At 66.5% G+C, this 21,746-nt stretch carries 18 protein-coding genes and 1 pseudogene; 8 read left to right on the forward strand and 11 right to left on the reverse strand.

The genetic code is table 11. The annotated features are described in order from the left end of the window. Positions 1–47: 47 nt before the first annotated feature. From HYG77_RS05160 to clpS, 7 genes are all read right to left on the reverse strand, one after another. Complete coding sequence (locus HYG77_RS05160) at positions 48–680, reverse strand: rhomboid family intramembrane serine protease (protein WP_109328764.1); 633 nt, start codon at positions 678–680, stop codon at positions 48–50. 19 nt (positions 681–699) lie between these two features. Further along, a complete protein-coding gene (locus tag HYG77_RS05165) occupies positions 700–1,662 on the reverse strand; it encodes a cysteine synthase (RefSeq protein ID WP_208962031.1) in 963 nt (320 codons plus the stop codon). A 9-nt stretch (positions 1,663–1,671) separates the two neighbouring features. After that, the gene (locus HYG77_RS05170; protein WP_109328760.1) at positions 1,672–1,944 is read right to left on the reverse strand and encodes a MoaD family protein; all 273 of its coding nucleotides are present in this window, start codon (positions 1,942–1,944) and stop codon (positions 1,672–1,674) included. 61 nt (positions 1,945–2,005) lie between these two features. Then, positions 2,006–2,458 carry a M67 family metallopeptidase gene (locus tag HYG77_RS05175; protein ID WP_109334996.1) on the reverse strand — a complete coding sequence of 151 codons (453 nt, stop codon included), beginning with the start codon at positions 2,456–2,458 and terminating at the stop codon, positions 2,006–2,008. 58 nt (positions 2,459–2,516) lie between these two features. Next, positions 2,517–3,587, reverse strand: coding sequence for a P1 family peptidase (locus tag HYG77_RS05180; RefSeq protein ID WP_208962032.1), 1,071 nt, complete (start codon positions 3,585–3,587; stop codon positions 2,517–2,519). Next, the gene (locus tag HYG77_RS05185; protein ID WP_109328756.1) at positions 3,584–4,171 is read right to left on the reverse strand and encodes a DUF2017 domain-containing protein; all 588 of its coding nucleotides are present in this window, start codon (positions 4,169–4,171) and stop codon (positions 3,584–3,586) included. The genes HYG77_RS05180 and HYG77_RS05185 overlap by 4 nt, the downstream gene beginning before the upstream one ends. Positions 4,172–4,225: 54 nt before the next feature. Continuing rightward, a complete protein-coding gene (clpS, locus tag HYG77_RS05190) occupies positions 4,226–4,564 on the reverse strand; it encodes an ATP-dependent Clp protease adapter ClpS (protein ID WP_109328754.1) in 339 nt (112 codons plus the stop codon). A 55-nt stretch (positions 4,565–4,619) separates the two neighbouring features. Here clpS and HYG77_RS05195 point away from each other — a divergent pair, with 55 nt between their 5' ends. The 4 genes and pseudogenes from HYG77_RS05195 to HYG77_RS39445 form a co-directional block, all read left to right on the forward strand. Continuing rightward, a complete protein-coding gene (locus tag HYG77_RS05195) occupies positions 4,620–5,954 on the forward strand; it encodes a nicotinate phosphoribosyltransferase (protein WP_280123292.1) in 1,335 nt (444 codons plus the stop codon). After that, complete coding sequence (locus tag HYG77_RS05200; RefSeq protein ID WP_208962033.1) at positions 5,951–6,583, forward strand: nicotinamidase; 633 nt, start codon at positions 5,951–5,953, stop codon at positions 6,581–6,583. The genes HYG77_RS05195 and HYG77_RS05200 overlap by 4 nt, the downstream gene beginning before the upstream one ends. A 9-nt stretch (positions 6,584–6,592) precedes the next feature. After that, on the forward strand, positions 6,593–8,641 hold the full coding sequence (locus HYG77_RS05205; RefSeq protein ID WP_208962034.1) for an ATP-dependent DNA helicase: 2,049 nt from the start codon (positions 6,593–6,595) through the stop codon (positions 8,639–8,641). A gap of 54 nt (positions 8,642–8,695) precedes the next feature. Next, positions 8,696–8,965 (forward strand): annotated as a pseudogene (locus HYG77_RS39445) (ATP-binding cassette domain-containing protein); the annotation flags it as partial. Positions 8,966–9,907: 942 nt separating this feature from the next. Here the strand turns inward: HYG77_RS39445 and glgP are convergent. Then, positions 9,908–12,508 carry an alpha-glucan family phosphorylase gene (gene glgP / locus HYG77_RS05215; protein ID WP_208962035.1) on the reverse strand — a complete coding sequence of 867 codons (2,601 nt, stop codon included), beginning with the start codon at positions 12,506–12,508 and terminating at the stop codon, positions 9,908–9,910. Positions 12,509–12,722: 214 nt separating this feature from the next. On the opposite strand from glgP, the gene HYG77_RS05220 reads away from it, so the two are divergent. From HYG77_RS05220 to HYG77_RS05230, 3 genes are read left to right on the forward strand one after another with little or no spacing between them, the layout of a single operon-like run. Further along, positions 12,723–14,741: an alpha-1,4-glucan--maltose-1-phosphate maltosyltransferase gene (locus HYG77_RS05220; RefSeq protein ID WP_109328742.1), complete on the forward strand. Its 2,019-nt coding sequence runs from the start codon at positions 12,723–12,725 to the stop codon at positions 14,739–14,741. After that, positions 14,741–16,939: a 1,4-alpha-glucan branching protein GlgB gene (gene glgB / locus HYG77_RS05225; RefSeq protein WP_208962036.1), complete on the forward strand. Its 2,199-nt coding sequence runs from the start codon at positions 14,741–14,743 to the stop codon at positions 16,937–16,939. The genes HYG77_RS05220 and glgB overlap by 1 nt, the downstream gene beginning before the upstream one ends. A gap of 46 nt (positions 16,940–16,985) precedes the next feature. Continuing rightward, complete coding sequence (locus HYG77_RS05230) at positions 16,986–18,401, forward strand: neutral zinc metallopeptidase (RefSeq protein WP_208963286.1); 1,416 nt, start codon at positions 16,986–16,988, stop codon at positions 18,399–18,401. Positions 18,402–18,418: 17 nt separating this feature from the next. Here the strand turns inward: HYG77_RS05230 and HYG77_RS05235 are convergent, their stop codons facing one another. The 3 genes from HYG77_RS05235 to HYG77_RS05245 all read right to left on the reverse strand — a co-directional run bounded on the left by HYG77_RS05235 (position 18,419) and on the right by HYG77_RS05245 (position 21,086). Continuing rightward, positions 18,419–19,324: a tetratricopeptide repeat protein gene (locus HYG77_RS05235; RefSeq protein WP_109334995.1), complete on the reverse strand. Its 906-nt coding sequence runs from the start codon at positions 19,322–19,324 to the stop codon at positions 18,419–18,421. Between the two features lie 132 nt (positions 19,325–19,456). Further along, positions 19,457–19,828, reverse strand: a complete 372-nt coding sequence (locus tag HYG77_RS05240; RefSeq protein ID WP_109328736.1) for a DUF3817 domain-containing protein — start codon at positions 19,826–19,828, stop codon at positions 19,457–19,459. Between the two features lie 64 nt (positions 19,829–19,892). Then, on the reverse strand, positions 19,893–21,086 hold the full coding sequence (locus HYG77_RS05245) for an acetyl-CoA C-acetyltransferase (RefSeq protein WP_208962037.1): 1,194 nt from the start codon (positions 21,084–21,086) through the stop codon (positions 19,893–19,895). A gap of 128 nt (positions 21,087–21,214) precedes the next feature. Between HYG77_RS05245 and mce the strand changes: the two genes are divergently transcribed. Next, positions 21,215–21,688 (forward strand): methylmalonyl-CoA epimerase, encoded by a 474-nt coding sequence (gene mce, locus HYG77_RS05250; protein WP_159921232.1) that lies wholly within the window; start codon positions 21,215–21,217, stop codon positions 21,686–21,688. Positions 21,689–21,746: the final 58 nt, after the last annotated feature.

The following is a 21,746-nucleotide window of genomic DNA, read 5'->3' on the forward strand; positions in this document are numbered from 1 at the left end:
TGGGCAACCGCCCGCTGCCGGGGCGTGGTGATCCCGGCGGGCAACAGTCAGGTGAGGGAACGCGGCCCGACCGACTTCTGGGCGCGCTCCCTGCGGGCGTCCGCCGAGAGAGCCCAGGCGGCGAGCACTCCCCCGATCGCGCCGAAGAGGTGACCTTGCCAGGAGACGTGCGGCTGGCTGGGCAGTACGCCCCACAACATGCCGCCGTAGAAGACGAACACCACGACACCGAGCAGAATCTGGCCGAAGTGCCGGGTGAACAGCCCGCGCACCAGGAGATACGCCAACCATCCGAAGATCAGAATGGAGGATCCGATGTGGTTGTCGGATGCGCCACCTGTCAGCCAGGTGCCGAGACCCCCGATCACCCAGATGATCCCGGTCGCCGCGAGTCCTCTGGCCACCCCGGACAGCAGCACGAGGAAACCGAGCACGATGAGGGGAATGGTGTTGCCGATCAGATGATTCCAGTCGTCGTGCAGAACGGGCGCGAAGAGAATGCCCCACAGACCGTCCACCGATCGCGGCAGTACCCCGTTCCTTTCGAGGACCTCGCCCGAGACCACATCGACGACCTCGATCGCATACAGCAGGACGGTGAAGACGCCGATCACGACGGCCGACTGCAGCCACAGCGGCCGCTTCTGCTGCGGCTGCACCGGATCGATCGACGAAGTCATGCTCCACGCACCGTTCTCATCACGCCCACAGCTGCCCTTCCAGTGCTTCCTCGGCTTCTTCGACCGTACCGCCGTACGCGCCGGTGGACAGATATTTCCAGCCGCCGTCGGCCACGATGAAGGCGATGTCCGCGGCTCGTTCGGCCTTCACGGCCTTACGCGCGACTCCGAGTGCTGCGTGCAGGATGGCCCCGGTCGAGATGCCGGCGAAAATCCCCTCCATCTCGATCAGCTCACGGGTCCGGCGTACCGCGTCGGCGGGGCCCACCGAGAATCGCGACGTGAGCACAGCCTCGTCGTAGAGTTCGGGAACGAAACCCTCGTCGATGTTGCGGAGGCCGTACACCAGTTCTCCGTACCGCGGTTCCGCCGCGACGATTTCGATGCCGTCGACGTGTTCGCGTAGGAAGCGCCCGGTACCCATGAGCGTTCCCGTCGTGCCGAGCCCGGCCACGAAGTGAGTGATCTCGGGCAGGTCGCGCAGAACCTCGGGCCCGGTGGTGTCGTAATGCGCCTGTGCATTGGCGGGGTTGCCGTATTGGTAGAGCATCACCCACTCGGGATGCTCGACGGCCAGTTCTTTGGCCACCGCGACGGCCTGGTTGGAGCCGCCGCGCGCGGGTGAGTCGATGATCTGTGCCCCGAACATGGTCAGAAGCTGACGGCGCTCCACGGACGTGTTCTCGGGCATCACGCAGATCAGTCGGTACCCCTTCAATTTCGCAGCCATTGCGAGGGAGATTCCGGTGTTGCCGCTGGTGGGTTCGAGGATGGTGGCGCCCGGCGCCAGCACCCCGTCCCGTTCGGCCTCTTCGATCATGCGCAGAGCAGGCCGGTCTTTCACCGAGCCCGTCGGGTTACGGTCCTCGAGTTTCGCCCACAACCGGACCGGGGCATCCCCCGTCCAGCGCGGCGACAACCGGGGCAGTCCGACGAGGGGTGTGTTCCCGAGCGTCTCGATCAGCGACTCGAACCGGGCCATCGGCTGCGATCACCCTCCCGCGACGGCAGGGAGGATGGTGACCGAGTCTCCGTCGGCCACCTCAGTCTCGAGTCCGCCCGAGAACCGGACGTCCTCGTCGTTGACGTACACGTTCACGAATCGGTGCAGACGTCCGTCGTTGATCAGGCGCTCCTTGATGCCGCCGTAGTTGACGTCGAGATCGTCGATGACGGCAGAGAGAGTGGGACCTGTTGCCTCTACTCGCTTTTCACCGCCGGTGTGCGCGCGGAGGATGGTAGGGATCGAAACGGTGACAGCCATGGTCGGCTCCTCGAGGTGTGGGATTTTTCCGGCACGGACCCGTCCGCAGAGGACGGCGGGGTCACTTGTCGGGAACGTCTGCCACGGACGTGTGGGCGAACTTGTAACTTTGCACCACATCGACGGGTTCCTCGGTGACCTCGCCGTCGAGGATGCGGTAACTGCGGAGGTCGTGGCTGTCAGGGTTCCGCGTGGAGATCAGCACATAGTGCGCATCCGGTTCGGACGCGAAGGAGATATCGGTTCTACTCGGATACGCCTCGGTGGCGGTATGCGAGTGGTAGATCACCACGGGAACCTCGTCGGCCTCCTCCATCGCCCGCCACACCCGAAGTTGCTCCCCCGAATCGAAGCGGTAGAACGTCGGAGACCGCTCCGCATTGATCATCGGAATGTGCCGTTCGGGGCGATCGGAGCCCTCGGGCCCCGCGATGACACCGCACGCCTCGTCCGGATGATCCGCCCGGGCATGCGCCACCATTGCGTCGACGAGATCCGCTCGAATCACCAACACGTCAGCCACCTCCGTGAGCGCCATCCTAAGTGCGGACGGGCCGGTCGGCCACCGGCCCTCAAGAACGCAGTGCTGAGGGAAACAGTTCGCGGTAGGTGGGAATTCCCGCGACCGCGGTGGCACTGAGAACGGCATCGACGACGGCTCGCTCCACCACGTCTGCGGCGGCCGAACACACAGCATCGAGAATGGGCAGGTCCGGCGGGAAGGCGTCCGGCACGTCCGCGAGGGGTCCGGTCCGGTGGTATCCCGTGGACACGGCGAAAATCGTGTCTCCGTCGAGGGGGGAATGCGCGGGACGAATCGCGCGGGCGAGCCCGTCGTGGCCCGCGACGGCGATGCGACGACATGCAGCCTTACCGAGGGCTGCGTCGGTGGCGACGACGCCGATGGTGGTGTTGAGGACCGTCCCCTTGGCCACGAGATCGTTGGCCGCAGACAGTTCGGCGGTGGCCGGTACGCGCAGCCCGAAGGCGGCGGCGCCGGCGGTGGCGACTCCCCACGGAAGTCCGGTCCTGGGGTCGAAAACGGATCCGACGGGGTTCGCGACGATCAAGGCCGACACCGCGACGCCCTGGGCCGGGCCGTCGGTGATGACCACCCCGGCCGTGCCGACCCCACCTTTCACAGCCCCCGCCCGCGCTCCCACCCCGGCGCCCACGGATCCGCAGAGCACCGACGACGAAGCGGAGTCCGATGCGAGGTAACCGAATTCGGCGGTGGGACGTCGAGTCCAGTCTCCCACCGGGAGGTCGAAGATGACCGCACCCGGCACTATCGGAACCACCTGACCCGGCTGACCCATGGCGATTCCGTGGCCGTGTTCCTCGAGCCAGCGCATGACGCCGTCCGCAGCGGCGAGACCGAAGGCGCTGCCGCCGGTCAGAAGGATCGCGTGAATCTTCTGCACGCTGTGACTGGGATCGAGGAGGTCCGTTTCCCGGGTGCCCGGCCCTCCGCCGCGGACGTCGACGGCCGCGGTGACGCCGTGCGGTGCCAGCACCACCGTGCATCCCGTCGCCGCACCGCTACCGAGCGTGGCGTCGGGGTCCACTTCGTGGTGGTGGCCCACGCGCAGTCCGGCGACGTCGATGAGCGAGTCGGTCCGTCCCGGCGTCGTCGAAGTCAAGGGGCGAGTACCTGAACCAGCGAATCCTGCATCCAGGTCAGCCAGTGATAGATGTCCAGATGGGGCGCCCGCGGATCGTCGGGATCCAGTTCGTCGGGCGTGTCCGCGTCGATGCCGAGGTTGGTTCCCAGTGCCAGCCGGACGTCGTTGAGCCCGCTCAACCAGGCGTCGGCCTGTTCCGGCGTCAGCAGCACCTTGCCGCCGTTCTCCGGAACGGTGTGGAGAATGACGGAGCCGGCGGCCATCTTCGCGTCGATGATCTCCGGCTCGTGGAGTCCACGTAGCGCTCCGTTGATGTCCGCCTTCGCCTCCGCCCGCCCATCCGCGTCGTCCGGCGCGTCGGCACCGGGCCGATGGAAGTCCGGCAACAGCCGCGCGAGCACCTCCTCGTCGGGCGGTGTCGTGTGGCCGGTGCGCATCCCGGTGAGGGCGGCGAGTTCGTCCTCGGGAGCAGAACGGGCGCGTTCGTCGAGGAGCCCGAGGACGGAGGCGACCAGCGACCGCAACACCGTCGCCTCGTGGGCATCCATCTCAGACCGCAACTTCACGCCGCCGAGCGAGTTCTTCCTGGTCCACATCCGCACGTCGGGTACCGATTTCCTCACTGTCGAACGAATAGTCGACTGTCGACTGGATACTTAGCTGCTGTCCCGCTGCATGGTGGCCCAGAGGCCAGCCGCATGCAGCTTGCGTACGTCGTTCTCGACCTTGTCCCGGGAACCGCTCGACACGACGGCCTTGCCTTCGGAGTGCACCTGCATCATCAGTTCCGTCGCCTTGGCCTTGCTGTATCCGAACAGCTTCTGGAATATGTAGGTGACGTAGTGCATGAGATTCACGGGGTCGTCCCACACCACGGTCACCCAGGGGCGATCGCTGACGTCCTCGACCTCGACGACTTCCGATTCTGCAGGAGTGACCTGCGGCGATGCCGGCACGGCATCCACGAATGGTGCTGTCGTCGAGCGAGAAGCCATGACACCAGGGTACGACGAGCTCACATCCCGCGACACCGCGGCTTAAAGTGGCCGGGTGTCCCGAGACAGCAGCGCATTGTTCACCGATCAGTACGAGTTGACGATGCTGTCGGCGGCCCTCGCCGATGGTTCTGCGCATCGCCGGTGCAGTTTCGAGGTCTTCGCCCGGCGCCTGCCCGACGGTCGTCGGTACGGGGTGGTCGCCGGTACCTCTCGACTGCTCTCCGCCTTGGCGACCTTTCGTTTCGGGGACGCCGAGATCGATGTGGTCTCACGTTTCCTCGACGACGCGACCGTGGCGTGGCTGCGCACGTACCGCTTCACCGGGGACATCGACGGCTACCGCGAGGGTGAGCTCTATTTCCCCGGCTCGCCGATCCTCTCGGTGAGCGGAACGTTCGCCGAGTGCGTGGTGCTCGAAACGCTGATCCTATCGATCCTCAACCACGACAGCGCGATAGCTTCGGCTGCCGCGCGGATGGTCAGCGCTGCGGACGGTCGCCCCATGATCGAGATGGGCTCGCGGCGCACACACGAGGAGTCTGCCGTCGCGGCGGCACGCGCCGCGTACCTCGCGGGCTTCACCGCCACGTCCAATCTGGAGGCTGTACGCAGGCACGGTGTACCCGGCGCGGGTACCAGCGCACACGCGTTCACCCTGCTGCACACCACCGCGGACGGACCCGACGAGGCCGCCGCCTTCCGCGGTCAGGTGGCGGCGCTGGGTGTGGGGACCACCCTGCTCGTCGACACCTACGACATCACGAGTGGCGTGAAGACCGCCGTCGAGGTCGCGGGAACCGAATTGGGCGGCGTCCGGATCGACTCCGGCGACCTCGGTGTCCTGGCCCGTCAAGTTCGCAGACAACTCGACGACCTCGGCGCCACGAAGACCAAGATCGTCGTTTCCGGAGACCTCGACGAGTACGCCATCGCGGCGTTGCGCGCCGAGCCGGTCGACGTGTACGGGGTGGGCACCGCCGTCGTCGTCGGCTCTGGTGCCCCCACCGCCGGAATGGTCTACAAGCTCGTCGAGGTGAACGGCATTCCCGTCGAGAAGCGGAGCAGTCTGAAGGCGTCCCGGGGTGGCGCGAAGCGGGCGGTCCGCTTCTCCCGCGATACCGGGACCGTCGTGGAGGAAGTGATCTATCCGGCGCGCGCGCCCCGACCCGAACAGAACGGGCTCGAGGCCCGCGACCTGCTCGTTCCGCTGGTGCGCGGTGGCGAGGCCGTCGCGGACGCCGATACCCTGGAAGAGAGTCGATCGCTTCTTGCGGCAGGTTTGGTAAGTCTGCCGTGGGAGGGGTTGAAGTTGTCCCACGGCGATCCGGCTGTTCCCACCCGGTTCGCCGACGCCGACAGCCGTGCCATCCAGGGAAGGACGTTGTGAGCGACACCGAGAGCATCCGAGCGCGCCGTGCGCTGCTCGTCGTCGATGTGCAGAACGACTTCTGCGAGGGCGGGGCCCTTGCCGTCCAGGGCGGTTCCGCGGTCGCAGCCGCGATCAGCCGCTTCCTCGACACTGCCGACTACGACGCTGTCGCCGCGACCATCGATCACCACGTCGATCCGGGTCACCACTTCGCCGACGAACCGGACTTCGTGGATACCTGGCCCGTGCACTGCAAAGTGGGTACGCCGGGAGTGGAATTTCATCCCGACCTGGACACGAGCCGTATCGCAACGGTTTTCTCCAAGGGAGAGTTCTCCGCGGCCTATTCCGGCTTCGAGGGCAGCAATCCCGAGGGCTGGGGACTCGAGAAGTGGTTGCACGACGCCGGGATCACCGACGTCCACATCGTCGGTATCGCCACCGATCACTGCGTGCGAGCCACGGCACTGGACGCAGCGAAGGCCGGGTTCACCACCCGGGTACTGCTGCCCCTCACTGCGGGTGTCTCTCCGACCACCGTCGAGTCGGCGCTGACCGAGATGCGCGCCGCAGGCGTTCACCTGCAGGGCCGTGACCGAGACGCCTCTTGCGATGGCGGAGCGATTTCTGACGTAGGTCCCGAGTAACCTGCTCGGGTGCCCGAAAACCTTCCCAACGTCCCCGAGCTGTTGCGCACGGCGGTGCGGTCGCTGGGTGGTGCGGAACGATCGAACCAGCTCACGATGGCGTCGGCCGTTGCGCATTCGATCGACACCGGGGAGCATCTGGCCGTGCAAGCCGGAACCGGCACCGGCAAGTCGCTGGCCTACCTGGTGCCGAGCGTGCGGCATGCGGTGCAGAGTGGGAAGACGGTGGTTGTCTCGACGGCCACCATCGCACTGCAACGCCAGCTGATCGATCGCGACATGCCGCGTCTCGCCGACGCCCTCGAGGACTCTCTCGGCAGGCGGCCACACTTCGCGATCCTCAAGGGGCGCAACAACTATCTGTGCATGAACAAGATCCACACGGGAGCTGCCGACGAACCGCCGACGGACGAGCTGTTCGACCCCTTCGCGGTCTCACGCCTCGGCCGGGAGGTGCAGCGGCTCACCGAGTGGTCCTCGGAAACCGACACCGGTGACCGCGACGATCTGGCCCCCGGCGTCAGCGACAAAGCGTGGCGGCAGGTCAGCGTCACCGCGCGCGAATGCCTCGGCAAGTCCCGGTGCCCGGTCGGTGAGGACTGCTTCGCCGAGCGTGCCCGCTCGGAGGCGTCCCAGGTAGACGTCGTCGTCACCAATCACGCGCTGCTGGCCATCGACGCCATCACGGGAATCGCGATCCTCCCCGAGCACGACGTCGTGGTCATCGACGAGGCCCACGAGTTGGTGGATCGCGTCACGAATGTCGCCACCGCCGAACTCGCCGCATCGACGATCAGCGCCGCAGCCCGCCGGTGCACCAAGCTGGTCGAGGAGCAGGACGCGGATCGCCTCGAAGCAGCAGGCGAAGGATGGGCGGCGCTTCTCGAGGAACTACGACCGGAGCGGTGGGAGGCGCTGCCACCGGGTGCGGCACCTGCGCTCGCTGCTGTCCGTGACGCCGCCTGGTCACTGTGCACAGCCATCGGTCCGTCACGTCCGGGCATGGCGCTGAGCGATCCCGAGGCCGCCGCCGCACGTAACACCGCCCTGGCAGCGGTGGAGGAAGTGCACGACAGCGCCGTCCGGGTGCTCAGCGCGTTCGACGAGCCGGATCCCGCCCAGCGACGGGATGTCGTCTGGCTGGCCGCAGACGACAATCGCGGTTCGGTCCGGCGGGTCGTGCGGATGGCTCCGTTGTCTGTGGGCGGCCTCCTACGGTCGCGGCTGTTCGCCGAGTCGACGGTGGTCCTCACGTCCGCCACGCTCACGGTCGGCGGCTCCTTCGACGGTCTGGCGGTCAACTGGGGACTTCCGGCCGAATCGTCCGTCGTCATCGATCCGGCATTGGCCACCGGCACCGAGGCACCGTCGGACGCGAACACTCTGAAATGGAATGCGCTGGACGTCGGCTCGCCGTTCGATCACGCACGCGCCGGAATCCTCTACATCGCCAAGCACCTTCCGCCGCCGGGTCGCGACGGTCTGGTTCCTTCCTACCTCGACGAGATCGCCGAACTGGTTGCCGCCGCCGGCGGACGCACACTCGGCCTGTTCTCCTCGATGCGCGCGGCCAAGGCGGCCGCCGAGGCCATGCGTGAGCGTCTCGACACTCCCGTCCTCTGCCAAGGTGACGACTCCACCGGCGCCCTGGTCCGGGCCTTCGCCGGCGACGAACCGACATCCCTGTTCGGCACGCTGTCACTGTGGCAGGGCGTCGACGTGCCGGGCCCGTCCCTCAGTCTCGTCATCCTCGACCGCATACCCTTCCCGCGCCCCGACGACCCCCTACTGGTGGCTCGGCAGAAGGCCGTGGAGTCTCGCGGAGGAAACGGATTTCTCTCGGTGGCGGCCAATCACGCCGCACTGCTCCTCGCCCAGGGAGTGGGCCGGTTGCTGCGCAGCGTCGACGACAAAGGTGTTGTCGCCGTGCTGGATCCACGTCTGGCGACCGCCCGATACTCCGGATATCTCCGCGCGTCGCTGCCGCCGTTCTGGGAGACGTCCGACCCCGAGGTCGTGCGCAAGGCGCTGGGCAGAATTCGTGACTCGCGTAGTTGATCGGCAGACCGGACTTGCGCGGACGCCGGGACCGTCCACACCTATGCTCGTCCGATCGCCTCAGCGATCTCCGTCCGAGCACTGAACAAAGAATTCGGTGATGTCCTTGCCCTCGACGGCCTCGATCTGGAGGTGCAGTCCGGCGAGGTGCACGGTCTGCTGGGACCCGGCGATTCCGGCAAGACCACCACGATCCGGATACTGCTCGGATTGCTCCGCCCCGGCGGTGGCACGGCCACGGTGCTCGGTCAGGATCCGTGGCGGAACTCGGTCTCCTTACACAGGCGCGTCGCGTACGTGCCTGGCGAGGTGGCGCTCTGGCCCGGCCTTATCGCCGCGATCGGCGTCGCCGTTGCGCTCCACGCCGTGGGCGATGTCCGGCACGAGCACAGTGGCAACCTTCTCACCTGGGTGTCGCCGCTAGGATGGTCACACGCAACCCGCGCCCACGTCGACGAACGATGGTGGCCACTGCTGATCGGTCTCGCCGCCTCCGTGATCTTCACGGCGTGCGCGTACGCCGCCGTCGACCGGCGTGACGTCGGTTCCGGACTGTTCCCACCCCCACGCGGTCACGCTCGAGCAGCCCAGTCCCGCTCGGCAATTACGGCTTTGGCAGCACGAGGTCTGCAAGCTCAGGCCCTCGTGTGGGGTCTGGGAGTATTCGCGCTGTCGCTCCCCCTCGGAATCCTCGGTCAGCACGGGAAGGTGCTGCCCGCACGCACGACCGTCGACGAGGTATCGGCTCATCACCTGGTAATTCTGGCGGGACTGGCCGCGGCGTACGCCGTGGCTGCGTTCACATCGGTATCCGCGCAGGAGTTATCCGGCAGGACCGACGAGGCCGTGGCCGCAGCGGGGTCGCGCATGGGGTGGTTCGCGAGCCAAGTGCTGATCATCGCCGCTGCGGCCGCCACGATCACTGTGGCCGCGCGCATCGGCTCGAGCCTTACCTCGGCCGCTCCAGTCGGGGCTGCTCTGAATGTCTTGCCCGCACTGTTCCTGATGGTCGGCCTGGGTGCAGCGGTGTACGGGCTCGTCCCGCGGGCGTTGCCCCTGTTGTGGTTGTACCTCGGTTACGTTCTGGTCGCCGCATTGTTCACCCACGTGCTTCCGGAGACGTTCGGGGTGCTGTCACCGTTCCACCACACCCCGAACCTGCCGGCCGCGTCCCTCCTCCCGCCGTTCGTGCTTCTCGTGTCCGCGACTGTCCTGGTTCTCGCCGGTGCCGCCGGTTTCCGCCACCGGGACGTCGGCCGCCGCCAGCTACATACTCGGTACCGCCACCAGGCCTAGCTCGGAGGGGTCGACGAGCAGCCGGTGCTTCGGGAGCACTCGCACTGTGTAACCGACGGACCCCGACAGCGGAAGGGCGGTGTCTGCGACGAACAATTCCGTAGCACCGTCGGACCCGTCGTGCGTCATCGGAACGGTGACGATGTCGCTGAGCTCCTCGTCCAGATCCGTCTTTCCGATGACAGCCTGCACGGTGACGTCCTCGACGGACAACGCACCGAGTCGGATATGGGCGCGCAGCACCAGGTTGGCGCCGATCTCCGGGGTGTCGGGAAGTCCCTCGCCGTCCACCTGCAACACCGCAACCGACGGCCAGGCGGCCTCGACGCGATGCCGGAACTCGGCCAGCTCGCGGGCGCCCGCGTAACCGTCGGCCGCCACCGTACGCGCCGAATCCGCAGCGGGCGCGTAGTACTGGACTGCGTAGTCACGCACCATTCGCGAGGCCAGCACCTTGGGGCCCAGGTTCTGCAGGGTGTGCCGGACCATCTCTACCCAGTGCACGGGCAAACCGTCCGGACCGCGGTCGTAGAACCTCGGCAACACTGCCCGCTCGAGCAGTTCGTACAGTGCGCTGGCTTCCAGGTCGTCCCGGCGCGTCTCGTCGACGACCCCGTCCGCGGTCGGGATGGCCCAGCCGTTCTCGCCGTCGAACATCTCGTCCCACCACCCGTCCCGGATCGACAGGTTCAGTCCACCGTTCAACGCAGATTTCATCCCCGACGTCCCGCAGGCCTCCAGTGGGCGCAGCGGATTGTTGAGCCACACATCGCAACCCCAATACAGATACCGGGCCATCGACATGTCGTAGTCGGGCAGGAACACGATCCGATGCCGAACGTCCGCTGCGTCGGCAAACCGCACGATCTGCTGGATGAGAGCCTTGCCCCCGTCGTCAGCCGGGTGACTCTTCCCCGCGACCACCAGCTGGACCGGCCGCTTCTCGTCGAGGAGCAGTGCGCGCAGCCGGTCGGGATCGCGCAGCATCAGGGTGAGCCGCTTGTACGTGGGGACCCGGCGGGCGAAGCCGACGGTGAGAACACCCGGATCGAAAACTTCGTCGGTCCATCCCAATTCTGCGGAGGTGGCGCCGCGCTCGATCCAGGACGCCCGCACGCGTCGTCGTACCTCCTCGACCAGTTTGGTGCGGAGGCTGTTGCGCGTGGACCACAGCTCGTCGGCGGACAGTTCTTGCAATCGCTCCCAGCCCTTGGCCTCCTCCACCAGCTCGGGTCCGAGGATGCGGGTGGCGAGGTCGACCCATTCCGGTGCCGCCCAGGTGGGGGCGTGGACACCGTTGGTCACCGAACCGATCGGGACCTCGTCGGCGTCGAAGTTCGGCCACAGTGGCCGGAACATGGCGCGACTGACGATTCCGTGCAGTTTCGACACTCCGTTGGCGCGCTGGCCGAGGCGCAGACCCATGTGCGCCATGTTGAATACCGACGGATCCGGTTCGCTGCCGAGGCCGATGATGCGATCCATTGTCAGCCCGGGGAGCAGCGCAGATTCGTTCTCGGCGTTGTCCCCGCCGAAGTAGTGCCGGACCAGGTCCGCGGGGAATCTGTCGATTCCGGCCGGAACAGGCGTATGCGTCGTGAAGACGGTGCCCGCGCGCACGGTGGCCAGTGCTTCGTCGAAAGCAAGTCCCGCACCGGTCACCAACTCGCGGATTCGCTCGAGTCCGAGGAACCCGGCGTGTCCTTCGTTCATGTGGAAGACCACGGGATCGGGCAGACCGTGCGCCTGAGTGTATGCCCGCACCGCGCGGACCCCTCCGATACCGGCCAGGATTTCCTGCTTGATCCGGTGATCCTGGTCGCCGCCGTACAGCCTGTCCGTGACCCCACGCATCTCGGCGTCGTTCTCGGCGATGTCGGAGTCGAGCAATAGCAGCGGTATCCGGCCCACCTGAGCGATCCATACCCGGGCGCGCAACACCCGGCCACCGGGCACCGCGACGTGAACGAGGATGGGAGAGGCAGTTCCGGCGTCCGGACCCGACTCGGTCAGCAAACGCAGCGGCAATCCCTGCGGGTCGTAGGCCGGGTAGTGCTCGGACTGCCAGCCGTCCGCGGTCAGGGACTGCCGGAAGTACCCCGATCGGTACAGCAGGCCCACACCGATCAGCGGAAGACCCAGATCCGATGCCGCCTTCAGGTGATCACCGGCAAGAATGCCCAGCCCGCCGGAGTAATTGGGCAGCACTTCGCTGACACCGAACTCCATTGAGAAGTAGGCGATCCCACCACCGAGCGAAACACCTTTCGCCTGCTGATTCTGGTACCAGCGCGGCCGGGACAGGTACTGGTCGAGATCGGCGGCGGCGGCGTCGAGGCGGGCTAGGAAGGAAACGTCCTCGGCCAGCTCGTCCAAGCGAGCCGGCTCGACTTCACCGAGCATCCGGATGGGGTCGTACTGCACGCGCCGCCACAGGTCCTCGTCCAGCAACGAAAAGAGCTCCTGCGTGGCCGTATGCCACGACCAGCGGAGATTCGTCGACAGCGGGCCGAGCGCGGCGAGACGCTCGGGAAGGTGGGCTCGGACAGTGAACCGACGCAAGGCTTTCACTTCGCGAACAATAATGCACTTCCGGCCGGGTGGTGTCGTGTCGCGGGATGCGAGCGAGTTCGGCCGACCTGCCACGTCGGCGGCCCAGTCTCCAAGCCCCTCCCGCGGGGCGCTGTCGCCAACTGGGACAGGGACCGGTCTGCTCCATTACGGTTGAAACCGGCGGCGGAACGAAGCGTCGTCGGCAACTTCCGACTATGGAACGGAGCCCAGTGTGACAGGTCGACTCGGCATCGACGACGTGATGCCCGACATCTCGGGCGGGCGTTACCCTGCCAAGGCTGTTGTCGGGGAGGTATTTCCCGTGCGGGCGAAGGTATGGCGGGAGGGGCACGATGCCGTGGCCGCCACTCTCGCGGTGCGAGGACCCCGTACTGCATCCTCCGGCGGATCGGCGACCTTTCGCATTCCCATGAACCCTGGACCTGCGCCTGACACCGTCGACGGTTCCTTCACGCCCACCAGTGAAGGAATGTGGACCTTCCGGATCGAGGCGTGGAGCGACCCGATCACCACCTGGAAGCATGCAGTGGAGGCCAAGCTCTCGGTCGGGCAGGGGCCGTCCGAGCTGGCCAACGATCTGGAGAACGGCGCCCGGCTGTTCGAGCGTGCCGCCAAGGGTGTCCCGCGGAACGACCGTTCGCGGCTGATCGGTGTCGCCGCATCGTTGCGGTCCGAGCATCCGCTCGGCGAGCGGGTGGCCCCGGCATTCGGTTCGGACGTCGCCGAACTTCTGCGGGCGCATCCCTTACGTGATCTGGTCACCAGAAGTGAAGCGCACAGTGTCCTCGTCGACCGCACACGGGCGCTCTTCGGGTCGTGGTACGAATTCTTCCCCCGGTCGACGGGAGGCTGGGACGAGAACGGGAAGCCCCGGCACGGCACCTTCGCCACCTCCGCCGCCGCCCTCCCCCGGATCGCGGCCATGGGCTTCGACGTCGTGTACCTGCCGCCCATCCACCCGATCGGCGTGATCAACCGCAAGGGACCCAACAACACGCTGACTCCCGGGCCGGACGACGTGGGCTCGCCGTGGGCGATCGGATCGGCCGAAGGCGGTCACGACGCGATACATCCGGAGCTCGGAACGATGCAGGATTTCGAGGCGTTCGTCGCTGCGGCGCGCGCACTCGACCTCGAAGTCGCCATCGACCTCGCGCTGCAGTGCGCGCCCGACCATCCGTGGGCGCGGGACCATCCGGAATGGTTCACGGTCCTTCCGGACGGGACCATCGCCTACGCGGAGAACCCGCCGAAGAAGTACCAGGACATCTATCCGGTCAACTTCGACAACGACAAGGACGGCATCTACGCGGAGGTGCTGCGCGTGGTGCGGCACTGGATCGCCGCGGGGGTGAAAATCTTCCGGGTCGACAACCCGCACACCAAGCCACCGGACTTCTGGGAGTGGCTGATCGCGGAGGTCAAGAAGACCGACCCGGACGTGTTGTTCCTGTCCGAGGCATTCACCCGGCCGGCGCGACTGTACGGACTGGCCCGGCGCGGGTTCACTCAGTCGTACACCTATTTCACGTGGCGAACGGCCAAATGGGAGTTGACCGAATTCGGCAACGAGATCGCAGCGAAGGCCGACGAGGCGCGGCCCAACCTCTTCGTCAACACCCCGGACATCCTGCACGAGAGCCTGCAAACCGGCGGTCCCGGCATGTTCGCGTTGCGCGCCGCACTGGCCGCGACTCTGTCACCGACGTGGGGCGTCTACTCGGGTTACGAGCTGTACGAGCACCTTCCGGTGCGTCCGGGGAGTGAGGAGTATCTCGACTCGGAGAAGTACCAGCTGCGCCCCCGGGATTTCGAAGGTGCCGCCGCCCGCGGTGAGTCCCTCGAACCATGGCTCACCGCGCTCAACCGCATCCGCCGTCAGCACCCGGCGTTGCAGCAGCTGCGAAACCTGCACTTCCATCACGTCGACAACGACGCACTCATCGCATACTCGAAGTTCGATGCGACCACGGGTGACGCCGTGCTGACGGTGATCAACCTCAATCCGTTCGGCGCCGAGCAGGGAACGGTGTGGCTCGACATGCCGGCACTCGGACGTGACTGGCACGACCACCTACCCGTGCTCGACGAGGTCACCGGGGAGCAATACCACTGGGGGCAGGCGAACTTCGTACGTCTCGAGCCCTGGCGTTCGGTGGCCCATATTCTGGCTCTGCCGTCCATCCCCTATCCGGCCAGGACGAAGCTGGCATACCGCGGAGGTACATAGTGGCCGTCCAACCGCCCACTGCAATCGCACCCGACGACGCCGATTTGGATCTGCTGGCGCGGTGCATTCACCACAACCCGCATTCCGTCCTCGGGGCACACCCCCACCCCGACGGCACGGTCATCCGAGTTCTGCGCCCGCGGGCCGAGTCCGTCGAAGCGGTGATCGGCGGAAAGAACTTCCCACTCGAGCACATCGCGCACGGTATGTGGGGAGCGCTGGTTCCCTACCGTGACCTGATCGATTACCGGGTGTCGACGACGTGGCCCGGCGGCCACACCGACCTCGCGGCGGATGGCTACCGCTTCCTGCCGACCCTCGGTGAGCTCGATCTGCACCTCTTCGGGGAGGGCAGGCACGAGCGCCTGTGGGAAATTCTGGGGGCGCACCGACGCTCGTACGACACCCCGGACGGAACGGTGACCGGCACGTCGTTTGCCGTCTGGGCACCGGCTGCCCGTGGGGTCAGCGTGATCGGCAGCTTCGACGGCTGGGGCGGCGAGACGTTTCCCATGCGGGTGCTCGGCTCCACCGGTGTGTGGGAGCTGTTCATTCCCGGTATCGAGGTCGGCGAGCTGTACAAGTTCCGCGTCCACGGCCGCGACGGAAGCGTGCGGGACAAAGCGGACCCCATGGCGTTCGCCACGGAGGTGCCGCCGGCGACAGCGTCCCGCGTGGCGATCAGTACGCACGAATGGGATGACGCCGAGTGGCTCGCGCAGCGGGCGAGCACCGACCCGACACAATCGCCGATGAGTGTGTACGAAGTGCATCTCGCCTCGTGGCGTCCCGGGTTGAGCTACCGCGACATGGCCGAGGAATTGGCCACCTATGTCACCGAGTGCGGTTTCACCCACGTGGAGTTGCTGCCGGTCGCCGAGCACCCGTTCGGTGGATCCTGGGGTTACCAGGTGACGTCGTACTATGCGCCCACGTCGCGCTTCGGCTCCCCCGACGATTTCCGGTGGTTCGTCGACCGCCTCCACAAGTCGGGGATCGGCGTGATCGTCGACTGGGTACCTGCCCATTTCCCGAAGGACGAGTGGGCGCTCGCCCGTTTCGACGGCACCCCGCTGTACGAGCACGGCGATCCCCGGCGCGGTGAGCAGCTCGACTGGGGAACCTACGTCTTCGACTTCGGCAGACGCGAGGTTCGTAATTTCCTCGTTGCCAATGCCCTGTTCTGGCTCGACGAGTTCCATGTGGACGGGCTCCGCGTCGATGCGGTGGCGTCGATGCTCTACCTCGACTACTCGCGACCGGAAGGCGGCTGGACGCCCAACATCCACGGTGGCCGGGAGAATCTCGAAGCAGTCGACTTCCTTCAGGAAATGAACGCGACAGTCCACAAGCACCATTCTGGGGTCGTCACGATTGCCGAGGAGTCGACGGCGTGGCCCGGTGTCACCCGCCCGACGAACATCGGCGGTCTCGGATTCAGCATGAAATGGAACATGGGCTGGATGCACGACACCCTCGGGTATCTCGGTCACGATCCCGTCCATCGGAGCTATCACCACCACGAGATCACCTTCTCGCTCGTCTATGCGTGGAGTGAGAATTATCTGCTGCCCATCAGCCACGACGAGGTGGTGCACGGCAAGGGCACGTTGTGGACTCGGATGCCAGGGGACGACTATGCGAAAGCTGCGGGTGTCCGGTCTCTGCTGGCGTACATGTGGGCGCACCCCGGCAAGCAACTGCTGTTCATGGGGCAGGAGTTCGGCCAGACGCGGGAGTGGTCGGAAGAGCGCAGCCTCGACTGGTACGAAATCGACGATCCCCACACCGGACGCCTGCACGGCGGTCTCCTGAAACTGATCAGCGATCTCAATGCCACCTACAGGGCGCATCCCGCGCTGTGGACGCTCGATACGTCCCCGGGCGGCTACTCGTGGATTGATGCCAATGACACCGCGAACAACGTTCTCAGCTTCCTCCGCTACGGCACCGACGGTTCGATCATGGCGTGTCTGTTCAATTTCTCGGGTACGCCACACGGCAGTTATAGAGTGGGCTTGCCCGAATTGGGCACATGGCGTGAGATCCTCAATACCGACGCCGAAATCTATGGGGGGTCGGGTTGGGGAAATCTCGGGGCAGTGACGGCAACTTCGCAGCCATGGCACGGGCGGCCCGCCTCTGCCGAGGTGGCATTGCCGGCCAACGGCGCGATCTGGATGAGTCTGGAGCGTTGATGAGAGCACGGCGTTGTTGACCAGACGTCGGCAGTGGGTCGTGGGTATGGGTGTGCTCGCCCTGGTCGTACTGTGCGGCTGCGCCCGATCGATCGACGGCGACGCCGCCTCCATCTACGACGATCCCTTCAAGGTGGCCGGCCTGGACGCCACGTCCGGGCCGAGTGGGGCCCGGAAGGGGGTGCCGGGCGCCGACCTTCCCGTCACCGGTACCGACGGCGGCGAGATCGACACGATGGTCGCCAATGCTGTCAGCGACATCGAATCCTACTGGCGCACCCAGTTCCCCGCTCTGTTCCATCGCGACTTCGAACCGGTCGAAGAACTGATTTCGTGGGACCCCCGGGATTCGGACGGTCCGCGGTTCTGCGGGGACAGCACCGAAGAATTGCTCAATGCCGGGTATTGCAGCACCGACCACACCATCGGCTGGGACCGCGCGCTCCTCCTACCCGAGGTCGTGGAGAAGTTCGGTGTGGTGGCCGCGGTTTTCGTCCTCGCCCACGAGTACGGACATGCCGTTCAGACCAAGGCGGGAATCGCCGAGGTCGAGGTGGGCGGGGGCATCGTTCGCGAGCAGCAGGCCGACTGCTTCGGCGGGGCATTCATGCGGCACATCGCGGAAGACAAGTCACCCCACTTCACGTTGAACACCTCCGACGGGTTGAACAAGGTGCTGGCGTCGGCGGTCGCGATCGGCGATACCGATCCCAGCGACCCCGGCAATGTTCACGGTTCGGCGTTCGAGCGGGTCACCGCCACGCAGATCGGATTCACCGACGGCCCCGCACCCTGTACGCGCATCGACGAGAAGGAGATCGATTCCCGCCGTGCCGACCTCCCTCAGTTCTTCGCCGATGAATCCGACGACGGTGAACTACCTGTCACCGAGGAGTCGCTGGAGGCGTTCTTCACGTCGTTCCAGCAGATCTTCGACCTCAGCGATCCCCCGGAGCTGAACTTCGACGGCGCGGACCTCGGTTGCAGAGACGCCGAGGTCACCGAGCCGGTGTCGTTCTGTCCGGCGAGCAACACCATCGGCGTCAGTGTCGATGCCCTTGCCGAGCGTGGCACACCGGGTCGGCTGGGCCGGCGTGAGCTGTTCCAGACCGATCTGACCGGCGACTACAACGCATACGTTCTGCTGGCGTCGCGGTACACCCTGGCCCTGCAGAAGGATCGCGGAGACGACCTTCATTCACCGCAGACAGCTCTGCGCGCCGCCTGCTTGTCCGGCGTCATCACCACGGCACTGAGCCCGGAAAATCCGGCCACCCTGGAAGAAGGCAGTGTGTGGCTTTCCCCCGGCGACCTCGACGAGGCCGTGTCGGGGCTGCTCACCGACGGGCTCGCCGCCAGCGATGTCAACGGCGAGACCGTTCCGAGTGGGTTCTCCCGGGTCGACGCCTTCCGCACCGGGGTGCTGGGCGGCGAGCAGGCTTGCGAGGGACGCTACCGCTGACCCGCCCCGGGCACCGGTCAGTACAGCGCGGCCGCGAGTTTCCTGCGTGCCGCCATGACCACCGGTTCGGCAGGGTCGAACAACTCGAACAGCTCGACCAAGCGGGTACGGACCCTCGTCCTGTCGTCGCCGGCGCTCCGGGCAATCACGCCGATCAACCGGGCGAAAGCCGCCTCCGGGGCCTGCGAGTAGAGCTCCACGTCGGCGGCCTGCAGCTGAGCATCGATATCGTCGGGCGCCGCATCCGCCGCCGCGACGGCAGAGGGATCCACCGATTGCACGCGGGCGAGGAAACGAACCTGCCGAAGCGCACCCTGCGCTTCGGCGTTGGCGGGTTCCTCGTCGAGGATGCGCTGGAATGCGGCTTCTGCGCCCGCCAGATCGCCTTCGTCGAGGGCTGCCTCGGCAGCAACGAAGCGGGGGTCCTCCGGTTCCGGCTGGTCGGCGTCTGCGCCATCCGACGGAGGGCCGCTGAGCTTTCCGGCGACAGCCTGCGCGATGGCGGCCAGCCACTGACGCAGTTGTGGTTCGGGCTGCACACCCTGGAAGTCCGCCAGGGGCTGCCCGGCCGCGATGGCAACGACCGTCGGGACAGACTGGACCCCGAATGCCTGGGCGATGCGCGGGTTGGCGTCGACGTCGACCTTGGCAAGCACCCAGGTGCCACCCGCCTCGTGAGCCAACTTCTCGAGCAGCGGCGAGAGTTGCTTGCACGGCTCACACCAGGTGGCCCAGAGATCGACGACGACCGGGACCTGCTGGGACCGGACGAGCACCTCGGCTTCGAAGTTGGCCTCGGTGACCTCGACGACCGGGGCGAGCCCGGAACCGGCGGCCGAGGGCGCGGCTCCGTTTCCGGAGGGTGCAGGGGGCGGGGTGGTGGCGCGCTCCTTGAGTGCTGACAGATCGACTGCGCCGGTCATGGCGGCGGCCACTGCAGAGGAACGCGCGGGAGGACGAGAACCTGGTCGAGTCACGCACCCAGTTTGTCACGATTCGTGGGCGTACCGGAAAGCGGGCACACGACCCCGAGGGAGGCGCGACCTCCTACGGCCTCAGACGAGCGAAGGCGTGTTCTTCGCTGCGCTCTCGTCGGACAGTTCAGCCATGCGACCGGCGCGGACGGCCCAGACCTCGAACACGACCGTGCCGAAGGGGGGAATGCTGGCAACGAGCGCCCAGAACGTGGTGAGCAGAGACCAGCTCAGCTTGCGAGCCGTCCACAGCGCGATCAAGACGTACAGGACGAATACACCCCCGTGGAGGGGGCCGAAGATCTTCACACCGATCTCGTTGCCGTCGGCGGGCACATACTTGAAAGCCATACCGATGAGGAGGCCGAGCCAGGTGATTGCTTCCAAAATTGCGACAAATCGGAAGCGCTTGGCCGTGGTGCTGAGATCGAAGACGTTCGCCATGGCGACCATTGTGCCCGACTATCTACGACGGTCCGTAGTGGTGTGAGATACACCACCACGGCTCGTCGCCCATCTACTTCTTGGGGACGCGGACGATCAGGGCGTCACCCTGACCACCACCGCCGCACAGCGCGGCCACACCAACACCGCCGCCGCGGCGCTGCAACTCGAGGGCCAGATGCAAAGTGATCCGCGCCCCGGACATGCCCAGCGGATGCCCCACCGCGATCGCCCCGCCATTGACGTTGACCTTCGCCGGATCCAGCCCCAGCTCACGGGTCGAGACGATCCCGACAGCCGCGAAGGCCTCGTTGATCTCGACGAGATCGAGATCCTTCGGATCGATGCCCTCCTTCGCACACGCCTTCGCGATCGCCCGCGCCGGCTGCGACTGCAACGTCGAGTCGGGTCCGGCGACCACCCCGTGTGACCCGATCTCGGCCAGCCACTCGAGACCGAGCTCCTCGGCCTTGGCCTTGCTCATCACGACCACGGCCGCCGCACCGTCGGAAATCTGCGACGCGGACCCGGCCGTGACCGTCCCGTCCTTCGCGAAGGCCGGACGCAACCGTCCCAGCGTCTCCACCGTCGTATCGGCACGCACACCCTCGTCCTGGCCGAACACGATCGGTTCACCCCTACGCTGAGGAATGGACACCGGCACCACCTCGTCGGCGAACAACCCGTCCTTCCACGCCCGGGCCGCGTTCTGGTGCGACGCCGCCGCGAACGCATCCTGATCCTCGCGGCTGACCGGGACACTGTCGGACTTGTTCCGTGCCTCCGTCAGATTTCCCATGGCCTGATCGGTGAAAATGTCGTGCAACCCGTCGAACGCCATGTGATCACGCATCGTCACATCGCCGTACTTGAACCCCTCCCGCGACTTCTCCAGCAGATGCGGCGCCCGCGACATCGACTCCTGCCCACCGGCAACGACCACCTCGAACTCCCCCGCCCGGATCAACTGATCCGCCAACGCAATCGCATCGATCCCCGACAAACACACCTTGTTCACCGTCAACGCCGGCACATCCATCGGAATCCCCGCCGCGACCGCCGCCTGCCGCGCCGGCATCTGCCCCGCCCCCGCCGTCAGGACCTGACCCATGATCACGTACTCCACCTGATCCGGCGCCACCCCCGCCTTCTCCAGCGCACCCTTGATCGCGATCCCACCCAGATCCGAACCCGAGAGATCCTTCAACGAACCCATCAACCGACCCATCGGCGTACGGGCCCCGGCAACAATCACAGAACTGGTCACGATTTCCTCCGCGGATCCTTCGATTTCTGTCGGCCGATCACGTCCGGGCGAACACGTCTGCGTGCACAGCACGACGGAAGTCACATCCCGACGAGAACTACAGAAACGGTAGCGCTAACGTCGAGGGCATGACACAGACCTCCCCCTCTCAGCCTCCGTCGCCGCTGTCTTCGGACCTGGTGACCGCCATCGACCACGTCGGCATCGCCGTTCCCGACCTCGATTCGGCCATCGCGTGGTACGCGGAGCATCTCGGCATGGTGTCGACCCATGAGGAAGTGAACGAGGAGCAGGGCGTGCGCGAGGCGATGCTCAGCGTCGTCGGGGCGCCCGAGGGCAGCACCGCGCTGCAGCTGCTCGCCCCGCTGAACGAGAGCTCGACCATCGCCAAGTTCATCGACCGGAGCGGTCCCGGTCTCCAGCAGCTGGCGTACCGGGTCACCGACATCGACGCCCTCTCCGCGCAGCTCCGCGATCGCGGCGTACGCCTCCTCTACGACGCTCCCCGCCGCGGTACCGCGGACTCGCGGATCAACTTCGTCCATCCCAAGGATGCCGGCGGAGTCCTCATCGAGCTCGTGGAGCCTTCGGCAGGCCACTGAGGCTGTTGGCCCCGTGGCCTGCGCGGGAGCGGTGAAGACCAGGTAGGCCGAAAGACAA

Origin of the sequence: Rhodococcus sp. ZPP (assembly GCF_017656075.1) — a bacterium.
In the GTDB taxonomy this organism is placed as follows: domain Bacteria; phylum Actinomycetota; class Actinomycetes; order Mycobacteriales; family Mycobacteriaceae; genus Rhodococcus_F; species Rhodococcus_F oxybenzonivorans.

Bases quoted from the DNA above. Each gene is read 5' to 3' on its own strand.
- HYG77_RS05230 (WP_208963286.1), top strand. From the start codon at position 16,986: ATGGGTGTGCTCGCCCTGGTCGTACTGTGCGGCTGCGCCCGATCGATC.
- mce (WP_159921232.1), top strand. From the start codon at position 21,215: ATGACACAGACCTCCCCCTCTCAGCCTCCGTCGCCGCTGTCTTCGGAC.
- clpS (WP_109328754.1), bottom strand. From the start codon at position 4,564: ATGGCTTCTCGCTCGACGACAGCACCATTCGTGGATGCCGTGCCGGCA.
- HYG77_RS05170 (WP_109328760.1), bottom strand. From the start codon at position 1,944: ATGGCTGTCACCGTTTCGATCCCTACCATCCTCCGCGCGCACACCGGC.
- HYG77_RS05160 (WP_109328764.1), bottom strand. From the start codon at position 680: ATGACTTCGTCGATCGATCCGGTGCAGCCGCAGCAGAAGCGGCCGCTG.
- HYG77_RS05165 (WP_208962031.1), bottom strand. From the start codon at position 1,662: ATGGCCCGGTTCGAGTCGCTGATCGAGACGCTCGGGAACACACCCCTC.
- HYG77_RS05235 (WP_109334995.1), bottom strand. From the start codon at position 19,324: ATGACCGGCGCAGTCGATCTGTCAGCACTCAAGGAGCGCGCCACCACC.
- HYG77_RS05240 (WP_109328736.1), bottom strand. From the start codon at position 19,828: ATGGTCGCCATGGCGAACGTCTTCGATCTCAGCACCACGGCCAAGCGC.